We start from the raw sequence: 20,820 nt of genomic DNA, 5'->3' as shown, positions 1-20,820 counted from the left end.
AGGGCCGGTCAGTCCCCGCCGAGCTCGCGGAGCCGAGCCACGGCGCGGTCGTGGGCCTCGGCCGCCGCGGCGGCGTCCCGCTCGGCGCCGGCCCGCCGGCGCTCCTCGCGCCGGAGCGCCGCCGCCGCGTCCCCCGCCTGCCGCTCTGCCTCGGCCAGCTCGTCGGCCAGTTCGTCGACACGGGCCCGGAGCTCCTGCTCACGGGTGGCCAGCTCCTCGGTGGCGCGGCGGTGCTCCTCCAGCACCTCCTCCGCGTCGCGGGCGGCCGCCTCCGCCCGGTCCGTCTCCTCCCGCGCGGCGGCCAGCGCCCGCTGCCGCTTCTCCTCGGCGGCCCGGCGGCGCTCCTCCTGCTCGCGCGCCCGCCGGTCGGCCGCCGACCCCCCGGTCTGCTCCCGCGTGCCGCGTGCCGGGGGCCGCGCGGGCTTCTCCGCGGGCTGCGGGCGCGGCGGGTGGACCAGCCGCAGGTCGGGCCGGGTGACCGTCGTCCCCATGCCGCTGTAGGACATCGGCGAGGTGAGGCGGCCGGCGAGCAGCGCCCGGCCCGCCTCGGGGTCGGACATCGCGGCCCGCAGCGTCTCCTCGACCTGCGTCGCCACCGCCGTGCTCACCGGGTGGCCCGAGGCGTGCGCCAGCGCCCGCGCCTGGCGGGTCAGGGCGGTGAGCAGCTGGCGCCGCTGCACGTCGAGCGCGCGCAGCTGGTTCCCCGCGAGGCCTTCCTGCGCCTCCCGGAGCAGGTCGCCGAGCTCGACGAGGCCCTCGATCTCGGCGCGCTGCTCGCGCACCAGCAGGTTGCACGCCCAGGCGGCGGCCGACGCCTTGGGCAGCGCACCGATCTCCTTGGCCAGCGCTTTGTCACCGGCGGCCTTCGCCTCGTCCTGGCGGGTCTTCCGCAGGGCCACGAACTCCTCGGGCGGGATGGCGTACAGCTCGTCGGCCACCTCGTCGAGATCCACGCCCCTCCCCCAGTGCTACGAACTCGTGGTGATCAGCACCTGATCACCACGAGTTCGTAGCACTCGCAGCGTGCGACGTCAGCAGCAGGCGGCGGCCGGCTGCGCGTCCGTCCGGCAGCAGGTGCCGTCTCCGGCGACCTCCACGAGCTCCGGCTCGGTGCGGCCCTCCAGGTCGGGGCGCGCGTCGGCCGTGACGGTGTAGACCTCCCACGGCTCGCCGCCCGGCCCGGTCACCCACACCTTGTCCTGGACGGCGTAGCAGCAGGTCGTGCCCTCCTCGGGCCGGGTGGCCAGCCCGGCTTCGGCGAGCCGGTCGGTCGCGGCGGCGACCTCGTCGGTGGAGGCGACCTCGACCCCGAGGTGGTCCATGCGCGTGGGCTCCCCGGCCTCACCCTCGAGCAGCACCAGCTTCAGCGGCGGCTCGACGACGGCGAAGTTGGCGTACCCGGGGCGGCGCTTGGCCGGCGCGGTGCCGAAGAGGCGCGAGTAGAAGTCGACGGCGGCGTCGAGGTCGGCGACGCGGAGGGCGAGCTGGACACGGGACACGGGGAACCTCCTGTGGGCAAGACATCGACAGGCGTCGATGTATGAACCGAGAATGAACACCTCGTATCGACACTTGTCAATACGATGAGCGTCGTTACGATGGCGGTCGACGTCTGATGAAGGAGTGCCGATGAGCGAGCCCGCCCTGGCCTGCTGCACCCCGCTGTCCGGTACGGCGATGTCCGCCGACCAGGCCGAGCAGGTCGCCCCGCTGCTCAAGGCGCTGGCCGACCCCGTGCGGCTCCGGCTGGTCAGCCTGATCGCCTCCAGCGCGAGCGGCGAGGCCTGCGTGTGCGACCTGAACGATGCCTTCGACCTGACCCAGGCCACGATCAGCCACCACCTGAAGGTGCTGCACTCCGCCGGGCTGGTCGACCGGGAGAAGCGCGGGGTGTGGGTCTACTACGCCGTCCGCCCCGCCGCGCTGCGCGCCGTCGCCGGCCTCTTCGACACCGCGGTGCCCGCATGAGCGACGCCGTCCGGGAGACCGCGCGCACCGACGTCCCGGCCGACGCGCCCGTCCTGCAGAAGCTCTCGACCCTCGACCGGTTCCTGCCCGTCTGGATCATCGCGGCGATGGCGCTCGGCCTGGCGCTGGGCCGCTGGGTGCCCGGCCTGGACGACGCCCTCTCGGCGGTCGAGGTGGGCGACGTCAGCCTGCCCATCGCCATCGGTCTGCTGCTGATGATGTACCCCGTGCTGGCCAAGGTCCGGTACTCCGAGCTGGACCGGGTCACCGGCGACCGCAAACTGCTGGGCGCCAGCCTGGTGCTCAACTGGCTGCTCGGCCCGGCGCTGATGTTCGCCCTGGCCTGGCTGCTGCTGCCCGACCTCCCCGAGTATCGGACCGGCCTGATCATCGTGGGCCTGGCCCGCTGCATCGCGATGGTGCTGATCTGGAACGACCTGTCCTGCGGCGACCGCGAGGCGGCCGCCGTCCTCGTCGCGATCAACTCCGTCTTCCAGATCCTCGCCTTCGCCGCGCTGGGCTGGTTCTACCTCCAGGTGCTCCCCGGCTGGCTGGGGCTCTCGACGACGTCGGCGGAGTTCAGCGTCTGGGCGATCGTGCTGTCGGTGCTCGTGTTCCTCGGCATCCCGCTGCTGGCCGGCTTCCTCACCCGGACCGTCGGCGAGCGGCGCAAGGGGCGCGCCTGGTACGAGGCCACGTTCCTGCCGCGCATCGGCCCGGTCGCCCTCTACGGCCTGCTGTTCACGATCGTGATGCTGTTCGCGCTGCAGGGCGACGCGATCACCTCGCGCCCCTGGGACGTCGCCCGCATCGCCCTGCCGCTGCTGGCCTACTTCTTCCTCATGTTCGGCGGTTCGTTCCTGCTGGGCATGCGGCTGCGGCTCGGCTACGCGAAGACGGCGACGCTCGCGTTCACCGCGGCCGGCAACAACTTCGAGCTCGCCATCGCCGTCGCCATCGGCACCTTCGGCGTCACCAGCGGGCAGGCGCTCGCCGGCGTCGTCGGCCCGCTCATCGAGGTGCCGGTGCTGGTCGCGCTGGTCTACGTCTCGCTGTGGGCCGCCCGCCGCTGGTTCCCCGGCGACCCGACCGTCCCCACGACCGCCAGGAGCACCCGGTGACCGCGAGCGTCCTCTTCGTCTGCGTGCACAACGCCGGCCGCTCGCAGATGGCCGCCGGGTGGCTGCGGCACCTCGGCGGCGACGCCGTCGAGGTGCGCTCGGCCGGCTCCCTGCCCGGCGACCAGGTCAACCCGGCCGCGGTCCAGGCCATGGCCGAGGTCGGCATCGACATCTCCGACCAGCGCCCCAAGGTGCTCACGACCGACGCCGTCGAGGCCTCCGACGTGGTGATCACGATGGGCTGCGGCGACGCCTGCCCGGTCTTCCCCGGAAAGCGCTACCTGGACTGGCCGCTGGCGGACCCGGCCGGCCAGGGCGTCGAGGCGGTGCGGCCGATCCGCGACGAGATCGGGCGGCTGATCCGCAGGCTGCTCGCCGAGCTCGTCCCAACCCCGAGGACCGTTCCGCCCGCGGAGTGAGAGCGCCGTCACGCGGCGGCAGTGAAGCTGCTCTCATCCGTTCCCCGCAACGGTCCGACGACGTCGAGCCGGCGGCCCGGCGAGGTATCACTGAGGACATGCCAGCTCGGACCGCGCCCCACGGGAGTGCCGCGCCCACCAGCCTCGCGAACCGCCTCCTCGTCACCGCGACCATCGTCGTGACCCTCGGCATCCTCCCGGTCGCCTGGGACGCATCGGTGGTCTGGCAGGTCCTCGGCCCACTCGTCGCCCTCGCGTACGTCGTGCAGACCACGCTGGTGGTCTGGCAGCAGGTCTTCAGCACCGACCCCAGGCACCTCAGCGGCCGGGCCTGAGCCGGGACGGACAGCAGCCCCGGACCGCCGTCGCGGTCCGGGGCTGCTGCGCCTCCTGAGCCGGGCCGGTCAGCCGAAGATGAGCACCCCGGCCACCGTGGCCACCACCAGCCCGGCGATGACCGGGAGGAACAACCGCCGGGCCAGCTCCACCGCCGGCACCCGGACGAATCCGGCCACCGCGAGCAAGGACGACCAGGCGACAAGCGTGCCACCGCCGGACCAGATGTTGCCCATCTGCCCGATCGCCGCGAGCGTCGGGCTGCTGACCCCGGCGCCCTCCGCCAGCGAGCCGGCCAGCGAGCCGGTGAGGGGCAGACCCGAGAAGCCGGACCCGTCCAGGCCCGCCACGATGCCGACGACCATGATCCCGAACGCGGTGATCAGGGCGTTGGCAGGCAGCTGCTCCTGTCCCGCGACCACCAGGTCGAAGAGCAGGTTCGGGGCGGTCTCACCCTCCGGGACGGAAAGGATCGTCGCGGCGAACTCGCCGTTGCCGATGAAGAAGAACCCGGCGATCGGCAGAACCACGCCCATCGCCTTGAAGGCGAACACCAGGCCATCGATGATGTGGTCGGCCGCCGTCTCCAGAAACGCGGGGCCGCTGCGGGCGAAGGCAGCTCCGAACATGACCAGGAGCGCGATGCCGCCGACCAGCGCCGCGGCGTCACCGCCCGCCAGGTCCGGGACGGTCTCCGAGACGCTCGCCACGACCAGGTACACGATCAGCGCCAGATAGGCCAGCGGCACCAGCACCGCGAAGGCCTTCGAGGCGAGCGGCTTCTCCACCGGCGTGATCGTGTGCTGCTCCGGTGGGACGATCCCGCCGGCCGGCGTACCGATCAGCGCGCGGCCCTTGCCCAGTCGCGTGGCGATCGCCTCGGCATCCTCGCGCGGCCGCCCCGCCGGCCCGCTACCGACACCGACCAGCTCGCGCTGCCCCTCCACGGAGGGACCCCCGCCGCCGGTTCCGTCGATCGGCAGGTCGTCGCCGGAGTCCCCGGCTGCCGACGCCCCCGACGAGCGGGGACGCCCACCGAGGTGCGCGGCCTCCTGCCGGGCCTCGGCGTCGGCGCTCCCGGCCCGGCGGTCGGCGCTGCCCTCCCACTCCGCCAGCAGGTCGTCCGACGGCCGGCGCATCTTGCGGAACTCCATGGCGTAGCCGATCGCCAGCGCGACACCACCGACGATCCACGAGAGCACGAGGGCCCGGTCGGCCACGACCGAGACGTCGACACCGGCGGTCGTCGCCGACAGCTGGGGCGCGACCCCGATGATGTAGTCCGCGGACAGGGCCATCCCCTGACCGGCGACCGCGATGGTGAAGCCGACCGCGATCGGCCGGAGCCCGGCACGGATCGCCACCGGAACCAGCACCGCACCCACCAGGGGCACCGCGGGTGTGGGCCAGAAGAACAGCGAGATGAAGTAGGTGACAACCACCAGCGTCCACCAGGACAGGTGCGCGTTCCGCATGACCTTCCGGAACGGTGCCACCATCCGCTTGTCCGACCCGAGGCCCTCCAGGGACCTGAGCATCGCGGTGACCATGGCGATGATCAGGAAGATGTTGAACAGGCTGGTTGCGGCCACCAGGCTGGCGTTGAAGACCGACGAGAGGCCGGTCGCGAGGCTGCCGGACCACACCAGCGCGGTGAGGAACGTGGCCACGACAGCGGGAACCACGATGTTCTTGCGCATGATCATCGTGGCGAGGATGACGACCACCCCGGCCAGGAAGACCCAGTGCGCTGCTGTGAGTTGCATCGATGCCCCTACAGGTGAGCCCAATGTGATGGACGCAAAAGCTCCCGGAACGGCGGGGGCGAGTCCATGAACGAAGTGCACACCCGGTCCTCATCCGAATGTGCATCGTGCCGTAGGAACCGTCGCCCGGGCTTGGCACGCTGTCCCGCACAGGGCAACCGGGAGGACGTCTGTGACGGGCACGTCGATGGGCCGTATGACGTCCGCACGGCCACCCGGAGGCGCAGCCGGCAGCCGGGACGCCCTTGCTCCACCACCCGGCGCCTGGCTCCTGGCCGCACTCCTCGGGGCCACCTTCCTCGGGACCGTCAGCAACAACATCGTCAACGTCCCCCTGCGGCAGATCACCGACGACTTCGTCGCACCCGTCACCCAGGGGGTCCTGGTCGCGGCCGCCTCCGTGCTCGTCCTGGCCGTCGCCATGCCGCTCACCGGCTGGATCACCGACCGGTTCGGGCGGCGGCGCACCCTGGTGCTCGCCCTCGTCGTCCTCCTGGCCGGCACGGTGGGTTCCGCCATCTCCCCGACCCTGGACCTGCTGGTGGCCAGCCGGGCGGTGCAGGGACTGGGCTGCGCCCTCGTGCCGACCGCGGTCATGGGCACCCTGGCGCGGCGGTGGCCGGCGCACCGGCGCAACCGGGTCATGGGGGCGTGGGGCGCGGCCAACGGCATCGGCCAGGCCGTCGGCCCGCCGATCGGTGGCCTGCTGGCGGATGCCCTCGGGTGGCGGTCGATCTTCTGGCTCCTGGTGCCGGTCACCGTGGCCGTGCTGCTCCTGACGATCTGGCGCATGCCCCGCGACCAACCTCAGCCCGTGCCGATCGACCTCCCCGGGGTCGCCTCGCTGACCCTTGGGGTGGCCGCGCTCATGGCGGCGATCACCCTTGCCCCTCAGGTCGGCGTGCCCCCGTGGGCTGCGCCGCTCGGCGTGCTCGTCGGAGTGGTCGCGCTGGCGGTGTTCGTCGTCTCGGGGCTCCGCCGGCCGAATGCCTTCATCGACCCGCGGCTGCTGATCGAGATCCGCTGGCTGCGGAGCGCGGTCGGCGTCTTCGTGCAGCAGGTGACGCTCTTCTCGGTGCTCGTCGCGGTACCCCTGCACCTCACCGGTGTCGTCCAGCTGTCGGGGACGATGACCGGTCTGCTGGTCTTCCTGCTCCCCGCCGTCTGGGCCGCGTCGGCTCCGCTGGTGGGGCTGCTCGCCGATCGGATCGGGCCACGGTCGGTGCTGCGCACCGGGCTGGGCGTCCTGTTCACCGTCGACGTCGGCATCGGCGTCCTCCTGGGATCCCGTTCCACGGCCGTCGTCCCCGTCGCGGTGCTGCTGGTGGTCGCCGGCCTCGGTGTCGCACTGGTGCAGACGCCGTCGCTGACCGGGGCCACCCGGTCACCGGCCGGGCAGAAGGGCGCCGGACTGGGCCTGTTCAACATGATGCGGTTCATCGGCGCTTCGGTCGGTGCCGCCGGAGTGGCCGCGACCTTCCCCGAGCACCTCGCCTGGCTCTTCGGCGGCTGCGCCGCCGTGGCGGTCCTGGGCCTGGCACTGAGCTTCGCCGGGCGGGAGATGCTCGAGGCTCCGGGCGCCGACGCGCCCACCGGGCACCGGGCGGACTGACCCCTCCTGGGCCCACCCGGCGACGTGCCGGAGGCTCGGATGGGGTGGGCACGGTGCACAAACCGTGAGGTCAAGGCTGAGCACAGTGCCAGTGACCTACTTCACGTCCGCCGCTACGTTCGGCAAACGATCACCACCGCATCCCGGTGATCACAGACCGTTCCGCTCGGCTCTCCGCAGCACCACGGACGGACCGCCGGGCCCGGCGCACGGACCTCGGAGGGACCATGGAGTTGACGGTTGCACATTGGGTTTACATGGCGGGCGTGGCATCGCTGCTCGTCGTGATGGTCATGCGCAAGAACGTGATCGTGCCCGCGATCATCGCCACGTTCGTCACGGCGTGGCTCTACACCGGGGACTTCCTCAACGGCCTCGGCTCGGTGTTCAGCGCGAGCATGGTGGCGACCACGCAGTTCCTCAACATCTTCCTGGTCCTCGCCGTCGTGACCGCCCTGCTGGGTGCGATGCGCACGATCGATGCCGACCAGCGGATGATCGCGCCGATCGCCAAGCTGATGAAGAACGGCCCGATCTCCTACGCCGTGCTCTTCGTCGGCACCTACCTGCTCTCCCTGGTGTTCTGGCCGACGCCGACCCTGGCGCTGCTGGCCGCGATCCTGCTGCCCGCCGCCATCCGTGCCGGGCTCTCTCCGCTCGCGGCCGCCATGGCCATCGCCATCGCCGGCCAGGGCATGGCGCTGGCCTCCGACTACGTCCTCGGGGTGGCCCCGAGCCTGTCGGCCGCCGGGGCCGGCGTTCCCGCCGGTGACATCGCCGACCGCGCGCTGATCCTGAGCTGGGTGGTCGGTGCGGTCGCCATCACCCTGACCTACGTCGTCCACGTCCGGGGCCGCTCGCTGGCCCGCGTGCTCCCTGGTTCCCTGAGCCGGACCAGCCGCCGTACGGTCGTGGCGAGCGGCGCCTCCACGTCGACCATCGAGGTCGAGAACATCTCCGCCACGGTCGGGGACGCGCTGATCACGAAGGACCGGCCGCCGCGAGCCACGGCGCAGCCCGGTCAGCCGGCCGGCTCGATCGGGAACGGCGGCGGTGGCGACACCAGCGGCGGCAACGGCCTGCCCGGTGCCGACGGCCGCGACGGCCTCTCCGGTACCGGCATCACCAAGGGTCTCGACAGTGCGGATGGCGGCCCGGGCGCCCGGGCCGGGAGCAACCAGCGGGCGCAGCTGTTCGCGACCGCCGTTCCGCTCGGTTTCGGCGCGCTGGTGCTCTACATGATCCTCGGCAAGGTCACGGACTGGGTGCCGGAGGTCGAGGCCGGCTGGGGAGCCGCCCTGGTCGGCGGGCTGGCGCTGCTGCTCATGCTGTGCGTGACCCTCTCCTCCGGTGGGGACGGCCTGGAGCGGGCCGGCGAGCACTTCGTCGACGGCCTGCTGTTCGCCTTCCGCGCCATGGGCGTCGTCATCCCCGTCGCCGGGTTCGTGCTCATCGGCATCTCCGACTTCTCCGGTCAGATCATGCTGCTGCCCGAAGACGCCGAGGCTCCTGGCTTCCTGTTCGACGTCATCGCCAGCGGCCAGGGCTTCATCCCCGACAACAAGATCGTGATCATGTTCGCCATGCTGCTGGCCGGCATGCTGATCGGCCTGGACGGCTCCGGCTGGGCCGGCCTGCCGTTCACCGGCGAGCTCGCCCAGGCCTTCGCCTCCTCCTCCGGCGGCGACACCGCGACCCTGGCGGCCATCGCGCAGAACGCGGCGGGCTGGACCGGCGGCGGAACGCTGGTCATCTGGTCCTCGCTCATCGCCGTCGCCGGCCTCACCGGGGTACCGGTCGCCACCCTCGCCCGGAAGCTCTTCATCCCGGTCGTCAGCGGGCTGATCCTCAGCGTGGTCGTCGCTGCGGTGATCTGGTGATCGGGCGAGCCGGGCGCCGGCGAAGCACGGACAGCTGCCGGAGGGAGGTGTGGTGACCCGTGTCGCGCTGCGGGCGGTCGCCCGGGACATCCGTTCCGGGCGCCGCTCGGCGTCGGAGGAGCTCGACCGCTCCCTCGACGTGATGCGGACCGTGGAGCCGGCGATCAGGGCGTTCGTCTCGGTCGACGAGGAGCGGCTGCGGGCGGAGGCCGCGACCCTGACCGACGAGGCGGCCCGCGGCCGGTTCCGGGGGCCCCTGCACGGCGTCCCCATCGCCGTGAAGGACCTCATCGACGTCCGCGGCCATCCCACCCGGGGCGGCTCCCGCGTCACCGACGGACGGCCCGCGACGACCGACGCGCCGGCGGTCCGGCGGCTGCGGGAGGCCGGCGCGCTGATCCTCGGTAAGACCGCGACCCACGAGTTCGCCCACGGGGTCACCACCCCGCCCACCAGGAATCCGTGGGACGTCACACGCATCCCGGGGGGCTCCAGCGGCGGTTCGGCCGCGGCCGTCGCCGCGGGCGAGTGCACCGGGGCACTGGGCAGCGACACGGGGGGATCCATCCGGGTCCCGGCGGCGCTCTGCGGTGTGTCGGGGCTGCGGCCCCGACCGTCGGACATCCCCACCGGGGGTTGCCTGCCGTTCTCGCCCAAGCTCGACACCTGCGGCCCGATCGCCGGGGACGCCGAGGACCTCGCGCTGCTCTTCGGGGTGCTCTCCGCGACGCGCTGCACGCTGGACGCGACGATCGCCGGCCTGCGCGTGGGCGTCGTCCCCGCGGCGGACCTCGGGGACGTCGACCCGGAGGTCCTGCTGGCGGTCGAGGCAGGGGTACGCGAGCTGGTCGCGGAGGGTGCGACGACCGCCGCGGTGCGCGTTCCGCCGTTCGCAGCCTGGAGCGGCCCCCGGACCGTCTACGTGCTGCACGACTTCCTCACCGTCCACCGGGCGGCAGGCTGGTATCCCCACCGCGCGGCCCGCTACGGGGAGGAGGTGGCCAGCTACCTCGCCCTGGCCGAGACGATCACCGCGCACGAGCGGGAGCGTGCCGTCCGGGAGCTGCACCGCCTCGAGGCACTGCTGCGCGCCGGGCTGGAGGAGGTCGACGTCGTGGTGCTCCCGACGACGGCCATCCCGGGACCGACCGTCGAGGAGTGCGCGTTCACCCCGGACGGCGGCGGGCGCTCGCCGGTCGTGGCCACGTTGATGCGCCTGTGCGGTCCGTTCAGCTGGTGCGGCCTGGCCGCGGTCACGGTGCCCTGCGGGTTCACCACGGGCGGCCTGCCCATCGGCCTGCAGGTCGTGGGCCGCGACGTCCCGACCGTGCTGGGCGTCGCCGCCCAATACCAGGCACGGACCGAGCACCACCGCACGGTCCCGGCGCTCGGCCTGGCCGCGGTACCTGATTGAGCCGCCCCGGGGACCGGGTCGTCAGCCGGGGCTGACGACCCGGTCCACCTCGGCGGTGGTCGTCGCCAGGAGGTCCAGGGTGTGCGCCAGCCACACGGCGAACTGGTTCTCCGCCTGACGCAGGTCCATCCCCAGGAGCCGCGATGCGCGGTCGAGCTTGTACAGCATCGTGTTCCGGTGGATGTGCAGGTCGCGCGAGGCCGCGTTCACGTTGCCGCCCGCGGCGATGTAGGCCAGCACTGTCGCCTCCAGCTCACCGGCGGACGGGTCCCGCAGTGGTGCCAGGAGGTCGGTGGCGTAAGAGCGGCCGGTCCGGCTGCCAGCCACGTCCTCGAGCACCGCGTGCACGCGCAGTTCCTGGAAGCCGCAGACGGCGGGCAGGCCGAGTCGCTGCTGCAGTCCGTGGGCCATGCGGGCCTCGCGGTAGCTGTCCGGGATCGCCAGGGCGCCGACGGCCGGCCGGCCGTACGTCACGCGGACCGGACGGCCCCCCTGGTCCTTACGCCGGGAGAGGTACTGGTGCAGGGCCGTCGCGTAGTCACCGATGGCGGCGGCGGCGGCCTCGGGCGTCCCCATCGTCCCGCGGCGCGCCGCCTCCCGGACGACGACGAGCACGTCGCCGACCATCGCCGCCTGCGTGTGCCGCCCCTGCTCGGACAGCAGCCGCGCCGCCTCCATCCCGACCTGCTGCAGCCGGGCGGGTGAATCGACGTCCGCAGGCACCGCCATGCCCGAGGCGACCACGACCCCGAACCACGACCGGACCGGGAACCCGTAGTGGGCCGCCCGGGGGCTGATGTCCTCCGCGGTCGCGAACCGCCCGTGCAGCAGACCGTGGACGAAATCACCGCGCGCTTGTTCCTTGGCCCGCTGGACGCTGCGCAGCCGCAGCATCTCGGTGCCCACGATGGGTGCGGCCTGCTCGACGAGGACCCGGTGCTCGGCCAGGTCGTGCGGATGGGGGTCATCGGATTCCTCGAGCAGCAGGATCCAGCCATCGTGCCGCCCGCCCAGCACGATCGGCGTGACGATGCAGGCCAGCTCGCGGTCGGCCAGCCGGATCCCCACCGTTCTGGGGTGCAGCTGCTCGGGCGCCTGCCGGGTACCGAGAGCGTCGCCCTGCTCGGCGAACGCCGTGACCAGGTCGGCGGCCTCCACCGTGCGCGGCTGGCCCTGCTCCAGGGCGGCGAGCTGGCCCTGGTTGTCGAAGACGGCCACCGGCCGCTGCGACATCCGGTTCAGCTGGCTGCACAGGGCGGAGAGCTCCGCGCCGCGGTAGAGCAGCTCGGCCAGAGCACGGTGGACGGTGAGCCCGTAGCGGAGGACGTGCGTCTCGCGGGCCAGCGTCAGGTCGGCCACGAGCCGGTTGAGCGCGGCGAAGGGCACCGTGTCGGCCATGGTGACCAGCGGGAGCTGGCAGGCGGCGACCGCGTCCGAGGCGACGGGCTGGTGGCCGTCCACCAGGAGCGCCGCGGCGCCGCAAGCCGCCAGCCGCTCCGCCGCGCGCGTGACGGTGACCTGGTCCCGCGCCAGCTCGCCGGGATGGGCATGGACCAGGACACCCGTGAGCGGATCGTCCTGCCCAGCGGCGACCGACCACGGCACCACCCACTCCACCCGGGTCACCGCGCCCGCGCGCCCGGCGTGGATGCGGGCCCGGCGCAGCGCCGGCTCCTGGAGCAACCGCGCCAGGGTCAGCGCGTCGTCCGAGTAAGCGTGCGGCATGGCCCTCCTCAGTCACTGTGCACAACCGCGGGCGAGGTCGAGGCTGCAGTCTCACCATTGTTGCCGTGCACCGCCAGCCCCCATGGTGGTGCCTCCGCCGGTTCCCGACCCGAGGAGCCCGGCAGCCGTCAGACCCGGCCCACCCGCCGGAGGAGGAGAACCCCGTGCATCAGGTCTTCCGCATCACTCTCGACGACGCCCTGCCGGTGCTCCAGGCGGCACGTGCGAAGGCCGAGGAGCTCGGCGTCAAGCAGACGATTTGCGTGTGCGACGACGGCGGGAACGTCATCGCGCTGCACCGGCTGCCCGGCGCCCGGTTGACGGGCGTGGAGATCTCGATCGCCAAGGCGTTCACCGCGGCGGGGCACGAGCGCGCCACCCACCTGTTCAACGAGCCGCCGAACGGCCCCGCCCTCCCGGGCAACGAGGCCTTCGGCATCTCGCACATGCTGCCGGGCAAGTTCGCGATCTTCGTCGGTGGCTTCCCGATCGTGCACGAGGGCCAGATCGTGGGCGCCGTCGGCGTGAGCGGCGGCAACGGCGAACAGGACAAGGCCGTCGGCGCCGCGGCGCTGCAGGCCTTCGCCGACCACGTGGCCACCCCCGCCGGCTGACCTCCGCTGCCATCCGTCCGGTGGCCACCGGACCCGCGGTCCGGTGGCCACCGGTCGAGGTGGCACCACCGGCGACGGCCGTGCGGGCACAGCTGCCACGCGTCAGGGGCGGACGGCGGCGACGAGCTCGACCTCGACGGGGGCTCCCGAGGGGAGGGTGCGGACGCCGACGGCGCTGCGGGCGACCGCGCCCCGGTCCCCCAGGCGCTCCCGCAGCACCTTCGAGGCGCCGTCGGCCACGGCCGAGTGGGCGGTGAACCCGTCGGCGGCGGCGATGAAGACGGTCATCTTCAGCGCCCGCTCGATACCGGGCAGACCGACGGCCTCCACCAGCGCGGTGACGGCGTTGTGGGCGGCGAGGCCGGCCGCCTCCCGGGCGGCGGGGATGTCGAGATCGCGGCCCACGACGCCGTGGACCACGAGCTCGCCGTGCCGGCGGGGTGTCATCCCCGCGGTCCAGGCCAGCCCACCGTGCACGACGGCGGGCACGTAAGCGCCCTGCGGCGGGACCGACGTCCCCGGTGCCTCAGACACCGAGCGCCACCCCGTCCTGCCGCGGGTCCGCGGCGCCGGCCAGCACGCCCCGGTCGTGATCCATCGACACGACCAGCGCGCTGCCACCGCCGCCCCACGCCCCCACGTCGCGGACGTCGTGCCCGCGCTCGACGAGGCCGGCGAGCACGTCACCGCCCAGCCGGCTCTCGCACTGGAGGGTCTCGGGGGCGCCCAGGGCATCGGCGTCGCTGCCGGGGTGCACGGTCGTCCGGGGCGCCGACACCGCCTGCTGAGGGTCCAGCCCGCCGTCGACGAGGTACGAGAGCAGCTGCATGTTCCACTGCACCTGGCCGTCGCCGCCCGGGGTGTTCCCCACGTGTCGCAGCCGGTCGGCCGCATCGGTCGCGATCCAGGCGTTGAGGGTGTGCAGCGGCTTGCGGCGGGGAGCCAGCGCGTTCGGGTGCCCCGGGATCAGGTACGTGCCCCGTGCCAGCCGGTTGTTGAGCGCGACGGCGGTGCCGGGGATCGAGATGCGGGCCCCGAACGTGAACGCCAGCGAGGAGATGGCACTGACCGCCCGGCCCTCGCCGTCGACGGCGACGCAGCTCGTCGTGTCGCCCGCGATGCCCGTCGGCGCACCCACGGTCGCGGGCTCGCGGACGAGGTCGCGTCGCGCCCGCGCCAGCTCGTCAGGGGTGAGCAGCTCGCGCCAGGCGTCGTCGTCGGCGGCGCAGCGTTCGTACCGGTCCCGGAAGGCCCTCCGGGCCGCGAGGCCGAGCAGGTGCACAGCTTCGGCACCCGCCGTCGGCAGCCGGGTCAGCTGCCCGTCGAGGAGACCGGCCTGCTGCAGCACCATCCAGCCTGGTGAGGGCGGCGGCGTCTGGTGGACCGTGACGTCGCCGTACGGGGCGCTGATCGCCTCCTCTGCGGGCACGTCGCCGGCCAGCACCCACTCGTCGCCCGAGAACGGCGCACCGCCGGCGCGCAGCAGCTCGATCGTGCGCTCGGCGATCGGGCCGCGGTAGAGGGCCTGCGGCTCCCTCGCCAGGAGCTCGATGGTGCCGGCCAGCTCGGCGGAGGACAGCAGGTCGCCGACCGACGGGATGCGCCCGCCGGGGAGCAGCCAGCGGGCCAGGCCGGGATCAAGGGCCAGCTCGCGGGCGTGCTCGGTGATGTCGCGGCGGTTCTTGGCCGTGCAGGGGACCCCGCGGCGCGCCGCGGCGGCGGCCGGTGCCCAGAGGTCGGGCAGCTCCCGCGTGCCACCGAGCCGGTGCAGCGTCGCCAGAGCGCTGATCGCACCCGGGGCGGCGACCGCCTGCGGCCCGGTGAGCGGGACCGCGGACAGCCCGCGGTCGAGATAGCCCTCGGCCGAGGCGCCATCGGGACCGAACCCGCTGCCGTTGACCGTCCACATCCGGCCGTCCGGCTCCCGGACGACGGCGAAGAAGTCGCCGCCGATCCCGCACTGCCCGGGCAGGACCAGCCAGGAGACCGCGGTCATCGCGAGGACGGCGTCGATCGCCGTCGCCCCGTCGCCCACCAGGCGCGCGCCGATCTGGCTGGCCGCCGGCGCACTGCTCACGACCATCCCGCCGGTGGCCAGGGTCGGCGTGCGGACCGGGCCCCAGGACTCCGGCCACACCCCCGGCGCGAGCCCGCCCGTCGTCATGCCGACGGTGGCCGGCGGCGGCGGGGGCCGCCCTCCAGCACGTCACGCTGGGAGAGCCCGACGAGCACCTGCCCGTCCTCCTCCTTCACCGGGTAGGTACGGATGGGCTCGGTCGCCGGGGGCTGGATCGGCTCGCCGGTCTCGAGGTCGAAGACGCTGTTGTGGCAGGAGCAACGGATCCCGTCGTCCTGCAGCTTGCCCGAGCTGAGCAGGCAGTCCAGGTGCGTGCAGTAGTTCGACGTGGCGTAGGCCTTGCCGTCGAGCCGGGCCACCGCGAGTTCCATCTCGCCGTGCTCGGTGTCCGCGTAGAAGCGGCGCACGTAGCCGTTCGGCACCTGTCCGGCGCGGCAGATGCGGACGAACGCGCACTCGGTACCGGCCTCGGCCAGTTCCTCGTCCGACGCGGGGTTGACGGTCATGGTCTCCTCCGGGGCGCTCATGCGCTGAGATAGACGGTCTTGTCGACCGTGTAGAAGGCCATCATCGATTCTCCGGCCTGTTCCTTCGAGGTCTGCGTGGAGCTGTCCTTCAACCCGCCGAACGGGGCGTTCATCGCCTGCCCGGTGGTGGGCTGGTTGACCTTCACCAGCCCCGCGGTGACCCGCCGGGCGAAGGTCATGGCGCGGCCGACGTCGCTGGTGACGATGCCGGCGGACAGGCCGAACCGGGTGGCGTCGGCGACGCGGAGCGCCTCGTCGAGCGAGTGCACCCGCAGCACGGCCAGCACCGGGCCGAACACCTCCTGGGTGGCCAGCTCCGATGCCGGGTCGACGTCCGTGAAGACGGTCGGCCGCACGTACAGGCCGTGGGCGAGGTCGCCCGCGGTCAGGTCCTGGGTGTCGTCGTCCGAGCCGCCCGCCACGAGGATGGCGCCGTCGTCCAGCGCCCGGGCGACGTAGCCCAGGACCGACTGCTGCTGGCGCTCGGTGGCCTGCGGGCCGAGGTCGACGCCGTCGGCGAGGCCCGGGCCCAGCCGGAGCCCGCGCGCCTTGGCCGCGATGCGGTCGACGAGCGCGTCGTGCACCGCGTCGTGCACGATCACCCGGCTGGTGCCCGTGCACGCCTGCCCGGACAGCCCGAAGGCCCCCTTGGCGATGAGCGTGGCCGCACGGTCGAGGTCGGCGTCCTCCAGGACGACCACGGGGTTCTTGCCGCCCATCTCGAGCTGGGTGCGCTGGCTGGCGCGGGAGACCCGGTGGATCGCCTCGCCGACGTTCGTGGAACCGGTGAACGTGACGGCGTCGACCCGGTCGTCGGTCACCAGGGCCGAGGCCACCTCCGCGCCCCCGTGCAGTACCGCGATGGCGCCCGCCGGGAGGCCGCCCTCGAGCAGGGCGTCGACCAGCCGCTGACCGAGCAGCGGGGTGACCTCGCTGGGCTTGAAGACCACGCCGTTGCCCGCGGCCAAGGCGGGGCCGAGCTTGCGGGAGGGGATGTTCAGCGGGAAGTTCCACGGCGTGATGGCCGCGACGACCCCGACCGGGGCGCGCAGGGTGAAGACCAGGCTGCCGTCGCCGGTCGGGAGGGTCACGCCGGCGGTGCGCAGCGCCTCGCCCGCGTAGAACCGCAGGTTCATCGGCGTCCGGGAGACCTCCATCGTGGCCTCGGCCCGGGTCTTGCCCTCCTCGCGGACGAGTTCCTCGATCAGCGGGTCGCGCTGCCGCTCGAGGACGGCGGCCGCGTTCTCGAGGACCTTCGCCCGCTGCTCCGGGGCCGTGTCGGCCCACTGCTGCCAGCCGGCGGCGACCGCGGAGACCGCGGCCTCGGCGTCCTTGGCGTCGGACTCGGGGAAGGTGCTGACGACCTCCCGGACGTCGGCGGGGTTGCGCCGTTCCAGGGTGCGGCCGGTGACCGACTCGACCCAGGCGCCGTCGACGAGGTTGCGTACGGTTCGTACGGTCATCAGACCCGCACCTCTTCCTGCTCCAGGAGATCCTCCAGCTCGACCAACTCGTCGGCCAGCTGCTCGGCACTGACGGGGATCTCCAGATCCATCAGCTCGCGGGCGACCGAGAGGTCCTCGCCGCGCTCGATCGAGGCGCCGCCGACCAGGAGCCCGTCACGGAGCCAGAACGACGTGCCGTCGAGGTCGGCGAGGCTGCCGCGGGTGACCACCGTGTCGGTCGGCCGGAGCCCGGTCAGCCCGAGGCCCTGCACGTTGATGTCGTACTGGTCGGTCCAGAACCAGTGCGCGTCGCCGGCGGTGGAGGGTCGCCCGGCCACGGTGGCCGCGATGGCGGCGGCCTGCCGCTGCGCGACGTCGACGTGTTCCACCCGGACCCGCCCGTAGAGGGGGTGGTCGTGGGCGGCGACGTCGCCGGCGGCGAACACGTTCGGCAGTGACGTCCGGCCCTGGGCGTCGACCTCGACACCGTTGCCGACCACCAGCCCGGACCTGACGGCGACCTCGGTGTTGGGCTGGATCCCGATGCAGACCACGAGGTCGTCGACGGTCTCGCTGCCGCTCTCGGTGACGATGGTGACGCCGTCGGCGCCGGGACGGATCGCGCTGATCGCCTGGCCGAGGCGCAGGTCGATCCCGCGCCGCTGGTGCAGGCCGGTGAGCGCGGCGCCGATATCGGCACCCATGGCGCGGGCGAGCAGTACCGGGTCGCGGTCGAACACGACGATCTCCGCACCCCGCCCCAGGGCCGCGGCCGCGATCTCGCTGCCGAGGAAGCCGCCGCCCAGGACGCCGATGCGGCGCCCGATCGACAGCCGCTCGCGCAGCCGGTCGCTGTCGGCCAGCGTGCGGATGTAGTGAACCCGTTCGCCCTCCACGCCGGGGAGCCTGCGGGGGCGCCCGCCGGTGGCGAGGACGACGACGTCGGCAGGGATGGACGAGCCGTCCGCCAGGAGCACCGAGCCGGTGTCGGCGGCGATCCGCTCCACCGTGCTGTTCGTGCGCAGGGTGACGTCATTGGCTTCGCACCAGGCCGGGGTCAGCAGCCAGAGACCGTCGTCCCCACCCGCGGAGAGGCGTTCCTTGGACAGGTGCGGCCGCTGGTAGGGGCCCACGGGCTCGTCCCCGATCAGGACGACGGGACCGGCGAAGCCGCGGCGCCGCAGGGCCCGGGCAGCGGACGCTGCGACGTGGCCGGCGCCGACGACGACAAGGGTCTGCTCGCTCACCGGGTCACCGCCCGGCCGGGTGCGTCGCGGAGTCGGAGGTGGTGGCCTCCCGGGGAGTGACCGGCTGGGGAGCGACCAGTACCGCCCCTTCCTCGGTGACCTGGACCGCGTAGGTGGCCAGGCGGCCGTCCTGGTCCTCGGCCTCCCCGGTGCGGGGATCGAACTTCCACTGGTGGCCGGGGCAGATCACCTGGCCGCCCAGGAGTGTGCCCTTCGCCAGCGACCGCTCCTGGTGGATGCAGGTGTCGTCCACGGCGAGCACCTCGTCGTCGACGAGGAAGAGCGCGACAGGGCAGCTGCCGACGGTGACCTGCTTGCGCTTGCGGCGGGCGAGGTCCTTGAACTCGGCGACGTGCACCCAGGAGTCCGTGTCCGGTTGGTCGACGACGGGCGCCGGGGAAGTGGGAGTGGGCTCGCTCACGAGGGTCTCCGGTCGTGGTCGTGCGGAGGTGCCGGCGGGGGCCGGTGAGGATCAGGGGTGGAAGCGGCGCGATGGCCGCCGGAACAGTTCGGGGTGCCGGACGCGTGGCGCCCGGCACCCCGGTCCGTTCGACGCGGTCAGGCCTGCGCAGCAGCCTCGAGGTCGGGGGCGACGTACGTGTCGTACAGCGAGCGGGTGTAGGAATACCGCATCTCCGCACCCCACCGGACGAACTGCAGGCAGCGCTGCTGCAGCTCCGGGGTGTTCGCGTTCTCGAGCACGATCTGGTAGCCGCGCTCGCCGTGCACCACGTCGGAGGTGATGTGGAGGTCGAAGAACTCGATCTCGTCCTCGGTGAAGCCATAGGTCTCCCGCAGCGGGACGATCTGCTTCTTGTAGATCTCGGGCACCTGGGACTCCAGGCCGACGACGAGCGCCGCCGTGGCGACGACGAAGTGCTCCCGGAGCGCCGTCGCGTAGCACCAGGCCTGCAGGCCACGGGTCACCGCGTTGGCGTTGTTCGGGTCCTCGATCCGCTCCTTGGTCGTCCCGCAGGCCTCGCCGAAGCGGATCAGCAGGTCGGTGTGCCGGATGTCCGCCAGCTCCTCCTCGTACATGTTCTGGAGCAGGAAATCCTTGGCCTCGGTGATGGTGTCCGGGGTGTTGGCGTAGACGATGCCCAGGTAGTCGGCGAAGGGGCCGACGTACTGGTAGTGGTTCTCGGCCCACCGGGCGAAGTGGTGCCGCTCGAGCTTGCCGTCCGCCCACGCCTTGCTGAAGGAGGCGTTCTTGGCCTCGCGGCCCTTGATCGCGTCCTGCAGAGCGGCGCGGAACTCGTCGTGGTCGAGCAGTTCGGTGGTGGGGCGGTTGAGCGTGGCGGTCATGGAGTGCCTTCCCTGGCGAAGCGTGGGCTCGGGCTTGCGTCCTCCAAGTTAGGTGCGTCACTCGTCCAACCCGACGGTCATCCTGCACAGGCCTCCGCCAGTTTCGTGTGCACATGGACCAGGGCTTCCGGGAACGGCCGGCAGGGATCCTGCATGGGTGTCCGGGCCTTCAACGACCTCCCCCGCCGCGACGACCACACCCACCAGCGGACCGACCGTGGCGGAGGACGTGCGCCGCCGCGCGCTGCGCCTGCGCCAGACCCTGGTGGTCGCCCTCGCCGTCGTCAGTGGCGCGACCGACGCGATCGGGTTGATGGCCCTCGGCGGCGCCTTCACCAGTGTCATGACGGGAAACCTGGTGATCCTGGGCGCCTCCGCGAGCACGGCGGACGCTGAGCTGGCCATCGCGTCGGGCGGCGCCATCATCGCCTTCTGCGCCGGCGCGGCGCTGGGTGCGCGCCTGGCCGGTAGCCCGATCCCCGGGGACCGGATCTGGCCGCGGCCGGTGACGGTGGCCCTCACCGTCGAGCTGGTCCTCCTGGCCGGCTACGCCGTCGGCTGGTGGATCACCGGCGCAGGACCCGGGACGGCGCTGACCCTGGTACTGCTCTTCGCCATGTCCGCCGCACTGGGGATCCAGAGCAGCACCGTCCAGCGGTTCGGCGTCAGCGGCATGTCGACGACCTACCTGACCGGCACGCTCACCACCGTGGTGATTCGGCTGGCGACCGGCCGCGGCGTGCGGGAGGTCTGGCACAGCATCGAGATCCTCGTGGGGCTCGTCGCCGGTGCAGCGGCCGGCGCGGGGCTCCTCATCGTCGCGCCCCTGGCCGCGCCGGTGCTGCAGTTGGCCGTGCTGGGGGCCGTCGTCCTGGTCGGCGCGACGATGTTCCGCCGGAGCTGATCCGCCTGCCGACGGGGCGGAAGCGGCCACCGGCCCCTGCCGACGCCGCCGACCGCGCATGGGCTCGCACGGGCAGGCCGCACAGAAGTGACCGCCTGGTCTGTGCAATCTGTCCGTGCCACCGTTCGGCGGCCGGTCACTACCGTCGGCCTTCCACCGACGGGAGCATCGACTGGAAGGTATGGACGACATGACCCAGGACCTGTCCAAGAACCAGTACACGAAGGCTGCCGACGAACTCGTGCTGGCCGTCCGCCACTACCGCGAGGCCGCGAGCCACTCCGGACTGGGCGAGCACGTCCAGGCCGCTCACCATGCGCACCTCGCGCGGGGGCACTTCCTCAACGCCCAGGCCGTGGCACACGACGCCGCCCGCTGGCACGCCGACGAAGTCAGCGAGACCGTGATGGCGGAGCACCCCCTGAACGGGGACGCCGTGGCCGGCGTCTGAACCGAGCCT

Annotated in this window: 21 protein-coding genes; 10 read left to right on the top strand and 11 right to left on the bottom strand. The window is 73.0% G+C overall.

The annotated features are described in order from the left end of the window. Nucleotides 1-8: 8 nt before the first annotated feature. The gene (locus tag BMW62_RS08295) at nt 9-953 is read right to left on the bottom strand and encodes a hypothetical protein (protein ID WP_091930381.1); all 945 of its coding nucleotides are present in this window, start codon (nt 951-953) and stop codon (nt 9-11) included. A gap of 78 nt (nt 954-1,031) precedes the next feature. Then, nucleotides 1,032-1,499, bottom strand: coding sequence for an ArsI/CadI family heavy metal resistance metalloenzyme (locus tag BMW62_RS08290; RefSeq protein WP_091930380.1), 468 nt, complete (start codon nt 1,497-1,499; stop codon nt 1,032-1,034). Nucleotides 1,500-1,629: 130 nt separating this feature from the next. On the opposite strand from BMW62_RS08290, the gene BMW62_RS08285 reads away from it, so the two are divergent. The 4 genes from BMW62_RS08285 (at nt 1,630) to BMW62_RS08270 (ending at nt 3,843) form a co-directional block, all read left to right on the top strand. Beyond that, a complete protein-coding gene (locus tag BMW62_RS08285; RefSeq protein WP_091930379.1) occupies nt 1,630-1,968 on the top strand; it encodes an ArsR/SmtB family transcription factor in 339 nt (112 codons plus the stop codon). Further along, nucleotides 1,965-3,089 (top strand): ACR3 family arsenite efflux transporter, encoded by a 1,125-nt coding sequence (gene arsB, locus BMW62_RS08280; RefSeq protein ID WP_091930378.1) that lies wholly within the window; start codon nt 1,965-1,967, stop codon nt 3,087-3,089. Before BMW62_RS08285 ends, arsB begins: the two co-directional genes overlap by 4 nt. Next, nucleotides 3,086-3,508: an arsenate reductase ArsC gene (locus BMW62_RS08275; protein WP_091930464.1), complete on the top strand. Its 423-nt coding sequence runs from the start codon at nt 3,086-3,088 to the stop codon at nt 3,506-3,508. The genes arsB and BMW62_RS08275 overlap by 4 nt, the downstream gene beginning before the upstream one ends. A 98-nt stretch (nt 3,509-3,606) precedes the next feature. Next, nucleotides 3,607-3,843 carry a hypothetical protein gene (locus BMW62_RS08270; RefSeq protein WP_091930377.1) on the top strand — a complete coding sequence of 79 codons (237 nt, stop codon included), beginning with the start codon at nt 3,607-3,609 and terminating at the stop codon, nt 3,841-3,843. A 69-nt stretch (nt 3,844-3,912) separates the two neighbouring features. On the opposite strand, the gene BMW62_RS08265 is transcribed toward BMW62_RS08270, so the two are convergent. Further along, nucleotides 3,913-5,610: a hypothetical protein gene (locus BMW62_RS08265; protein ID WP_091930376.1), complete on the bottom strand. Its 1,698-nt coding sequence runs from the start codon at nt 5,608-5,610 to the stop codon at nt 3,913-3,915. Nucleotides 5,611-5,806: 196 nt separating this feature from the next. Between BMW62_RS08265 and BMW62_RS08260 the strand changes: the two genes are divergently transcribed. The 3 genes from BMW62_RS08260 (at nt 5,807) to BMW62_RS08250 (ending at nt 10,516) form a co-directional block, all read left to right on the top strand. Next, nucleotides 5,807-7,222 (top strand): MFS transporter, encoded by a 1,416-nt coding sequence (locus BMW62_RS08260; protein ID WP_170852281.1) that lies wholly within the window; start codon nt 5,807-5,809, stop codon nt 7,220-7,222. Between the two features lie 257 nt (nt 7,223-7,479). Then, on the top strand, nt 7,480-9,102 hold the full coding sequence (locus tag BMW62_RS08255) for a hypothetical protein (RefSeq protein ID WP_211435044.1): 1,623 nt from the start codon (nt 7,480-7,482) through the stop codon (nt 9,100-9,102). A 52-nt stretch (nt 9,103-9,154) separates the two neighbouring features. Next, on the top strand, nt 9,155-10,516 hold the full coding sequence (locus BMW62_RS08250) for an amidase (protein WP_139206218.1): 1,362 nt from the start codon (nt 9,155-9,157) through the stop codon (nt 10,514-10,516). Between the two features lie 21 nt (nt 10,517-10,537). Here BMW62_RS08250 and BMW62_RS08245 read toward each other — a convergent pair whose 3' ends face one another. Next, the gene (locus tag BMW62_RS08245; protein WP_091930373.1) at nt 10,538-12,241 is read right to left on the bottom strand and encodes a PucR family transcriptional regulator; all 1,704 of its coding nucleotides are present in this window, start codon (nt 12,239-12,241) and stop codon (nt 10,538-10,540) included. 164 nt (nt 12,242-12,405) lie between these two features. On the opposite strand from BMW62_RS08245, the gene BMW62_RS08240 reads away from it, so the two are divergent. Then, on the top strand, nt 12,406-12,855 hold the full coding sequence (locus BMW62_RS08240) for a GlcG/HbpS family heme-binding protein (RefSeq protein ID WP_091930372.1): 450 nt from the start codon (nt 12,406-12,408) through the stop codon (nt 12,853-12,855). A gap of 102 nt (nt 12,856-12,957) precedes the next feature. Here BMW62_RS08240 and BMW62_RS08235 read toward each other — a convergent pair whose 3' ends face one another. The 7 genes from BMW62_RS08235 to BMW62_RS08210 form a co-directional block, all read right to left on the bottom strand. Further along, on the bottom strand, nt 12,958-13,389 hold the full coding sequence (locus BMW62_RS08235; protein ID WP_211435043.1) for a RidA family protein: 432 nt from the start codon (nt 13,387-13,389) through the stop codon (nt 12,958-12,960). Next, nucleotides 13,382-15,019, bottom strand: a complete 1,638-nt coding sequence (locus tag BMW62_RS22925) for a gamma-glutamyltransferase family protein (RefSeq protein WP_211435042.1) — start codon at nt 15,017-15,019, stop codon at nt 13,382-13,384. The genes BMW62_RS08235 and BMW62_RS22925 overlap by 8 nt, the downstream gene beginning before the upstream one ends. Beyond that, nucleotides 15,016-15,438 carry a Rieske (2Fe-2S) protein gene (locus tag BMW62_RS08230; protein ID WP_091930371.1) on the bottom strand — a complete coding sequence of 141 codons (423 nt, stop codon included), beginning with the start codon at nt 15,436-15,438 and terminating at the stop codon, nt 15,016-15,018. Before BMW62_RS08230 ends, BMW62_RS22925 begins: the two co-directional genes overlap by 4 nt. A 17-nt stretch (nt 15,439-15,455) precedes the next feature. Continuing rightward, on the bottom strand, nt 15,456-16,922 hold the full coding sequence (locus BMW62_RS08225; RefSeq protein WP_091930370.1) for an aldehyde dehydrogenase family protein: 1,467 nt from the start codon (nt 16,920-16,922) through the stop codon (nt 15,456-15,458). Continuing rightward, nucleotides 16,922-18,151 carry an NAD(P)/FAD-dependent oxidoreductase gene (locus BMW62_RS08220; RefSeq protein ID WP_091930369.1) on the bottom strand — a complete coding sequence of 410 codons (1,230 nt, stop codon included), beginning with the start codon at nt 18,149-18,151 and terminating at the stop codon, nt 16,922-16,924. The genes BMW62_RS08225 and BMW62_RS08220 overlap by 1 nt, the downstream gene beginning before the upstream one ends. A 4-nt stretch (nt 18,152-18,155) precedes the next feature. Continuing rightward, nucleotides 18,156-18,572 (bottom strand): Rieske (2Fe-2S) protein, encoded by a 417-nt coding sequence (locus BMW62_RS08215; RefSeq protein WP_091930368.1) that lies wholly within the window; start codon nt 18,570-18,572, stop codon nt 18,156-18,158. Nucleotides 18,573-18,709: 137 nt separating this feature from the next. Continuing rightward, nucleotides 18,710-19,456, bottom strand: a complete 747-nt coding sequence (locus BMW62_RS08210; RefSeq protein WP_091930367.1) for a TenA family transcriptional regulator — start codon at nt 19,454-19,456, stop codon at nt 18,710-18,712. 217 nt (nt 19,457-19,673) lie between these two features. Here BMW62_RS08210 and BMW62_RS08205 point away from each other — a divergent pair, with 217 nt between their 5' ends. Together BMW62_RS08205 and BMW62_RS08200 are read left to right on the top strand one after the other, a co-directional pair. Then, nucleotides 19,674-20,360 carry a DUF1275 family protein gene (locus BMW62_RS08205; protein WP_170852280.1) on the top strand — a complete coding sequence of 229 codons (687 nt, stop codon included), beginning with the start codon at nt 19,674-19,676 and terminating at the stop codon, nt 20,358-20,360. Between the two features lie 181 nt (nt 20,361-20,541). Continuing rightward, nucleotides 20,542-20,811 (top strand): hypothetical protein, encoded by a 270-nt coding sequence (locus BMW62_RS08200; protein WP_091930365.1) that lies wholly within the window; start codon nt 20,542-20,544, stop codon nt 20,809-20,811. The last annotated feature ends 9 nt before the right edge of the window (nt 20,812-20,820 follow it).

The organism is Blastococcus sp. DSM 46786 (genome assembly GCF_900109665.1).
GTDB lineage: Bacteria > Actinomycetota > Actinomycetes > Mycobacteriales > Geodermatophilaceae > Blastococcus > Blastococcus carthaginiensis.
Note: the sequence above shows the minus strand (reverse complement) of the source record. Positions and strands in the feature narration are given on the sequence as shown.

Bases quoted from the DNA above. Each gene is read 5' to 3' on its own strand.
- BMW62_RS08230 (WP_091930371.1), bottom strand. From the start codon at position 15,438: ATGACCGTCAACCCCGCGTCGGACGAGGAACTGGCCGAGGCCGGTACC.
- BMW62_RS08285 (WP_091930379.1), top strand. From the start codon at position 1,630: ATGAGCGAGCCCGCCCTGGCCTGCTGCACCCCGCTGTCCGGTACGGCG.
- BMW62_RS08200 (WP_091930365.1), top strand. From the start codon at position 20,542: ATGGACGACATGACCCAGGACCTGTCCAAGAACCAGTACACGAAGGCT.
- BMW62_RS22925 (WP_211435042.1), bottom strand. From the start codon at position 15,019: ATGACGACGGGCGGGCTCGCGCCGGGGGTGTGGCCGGAGTCCTGGGGC.
- BMW62_RS08255 (WP_211435044.1), top strand. From the start codon at position 7,480: ATGGCGGGCGTGGCATCGCTGCTCGTCGTGATGGTCATGCGCAAGAAC.
- BMW62_RS08260 (WP_170852281.1), top strand. From the start codon at position 5,807: ATGACGTCCGCACGGCCACCCGGAGGCGCAGCCGGCAGCCGGGACGCC.
- arsB (WP_091930378.1), top strand. From the start codon at position 1,965: ATGAGCGACGCCGTCCGGGAGACCGCGCGCACCGACGTCCCGGCCGAC.
- BMW62_RS08225 (WP_091930370.1), bottom strand. From the start codon at position 16,922: ATGACCGTACGAACCGTACGCAACCTCGTCGACGGCGCCTGGGTCGAG.
- BMW62_RS08210 (WP_091930367.1), bottom strand. From the start codon at position 19,456: ATGACCGCCACGCTCAACCGCCCCACCACCGAACTGCTCGACCACGAC.
- BMW62_RS08245 (WP_091930373.1), bottom strand. From the start codon at position 12,241: ATGCCGCACGCTTACTCGGACGACGCGCTGACCCTGGCGCGGTTGCTC.
- BMW62_RS08265 (WP_091930376.1), bottom strand. From the start codon at position 5,610: ATGCAACTCACAGCAGCGCACTGGGTCTTCCTGGCCGGGGTGGTCGTC.
- BMW62_RS08270 (WP_091930377.1), top strand. From the start codon at position 3,607: ATGCCAGCTCGGACCGCGCCCCACGGGAGTGCCGCGCCCACCAGCCTC.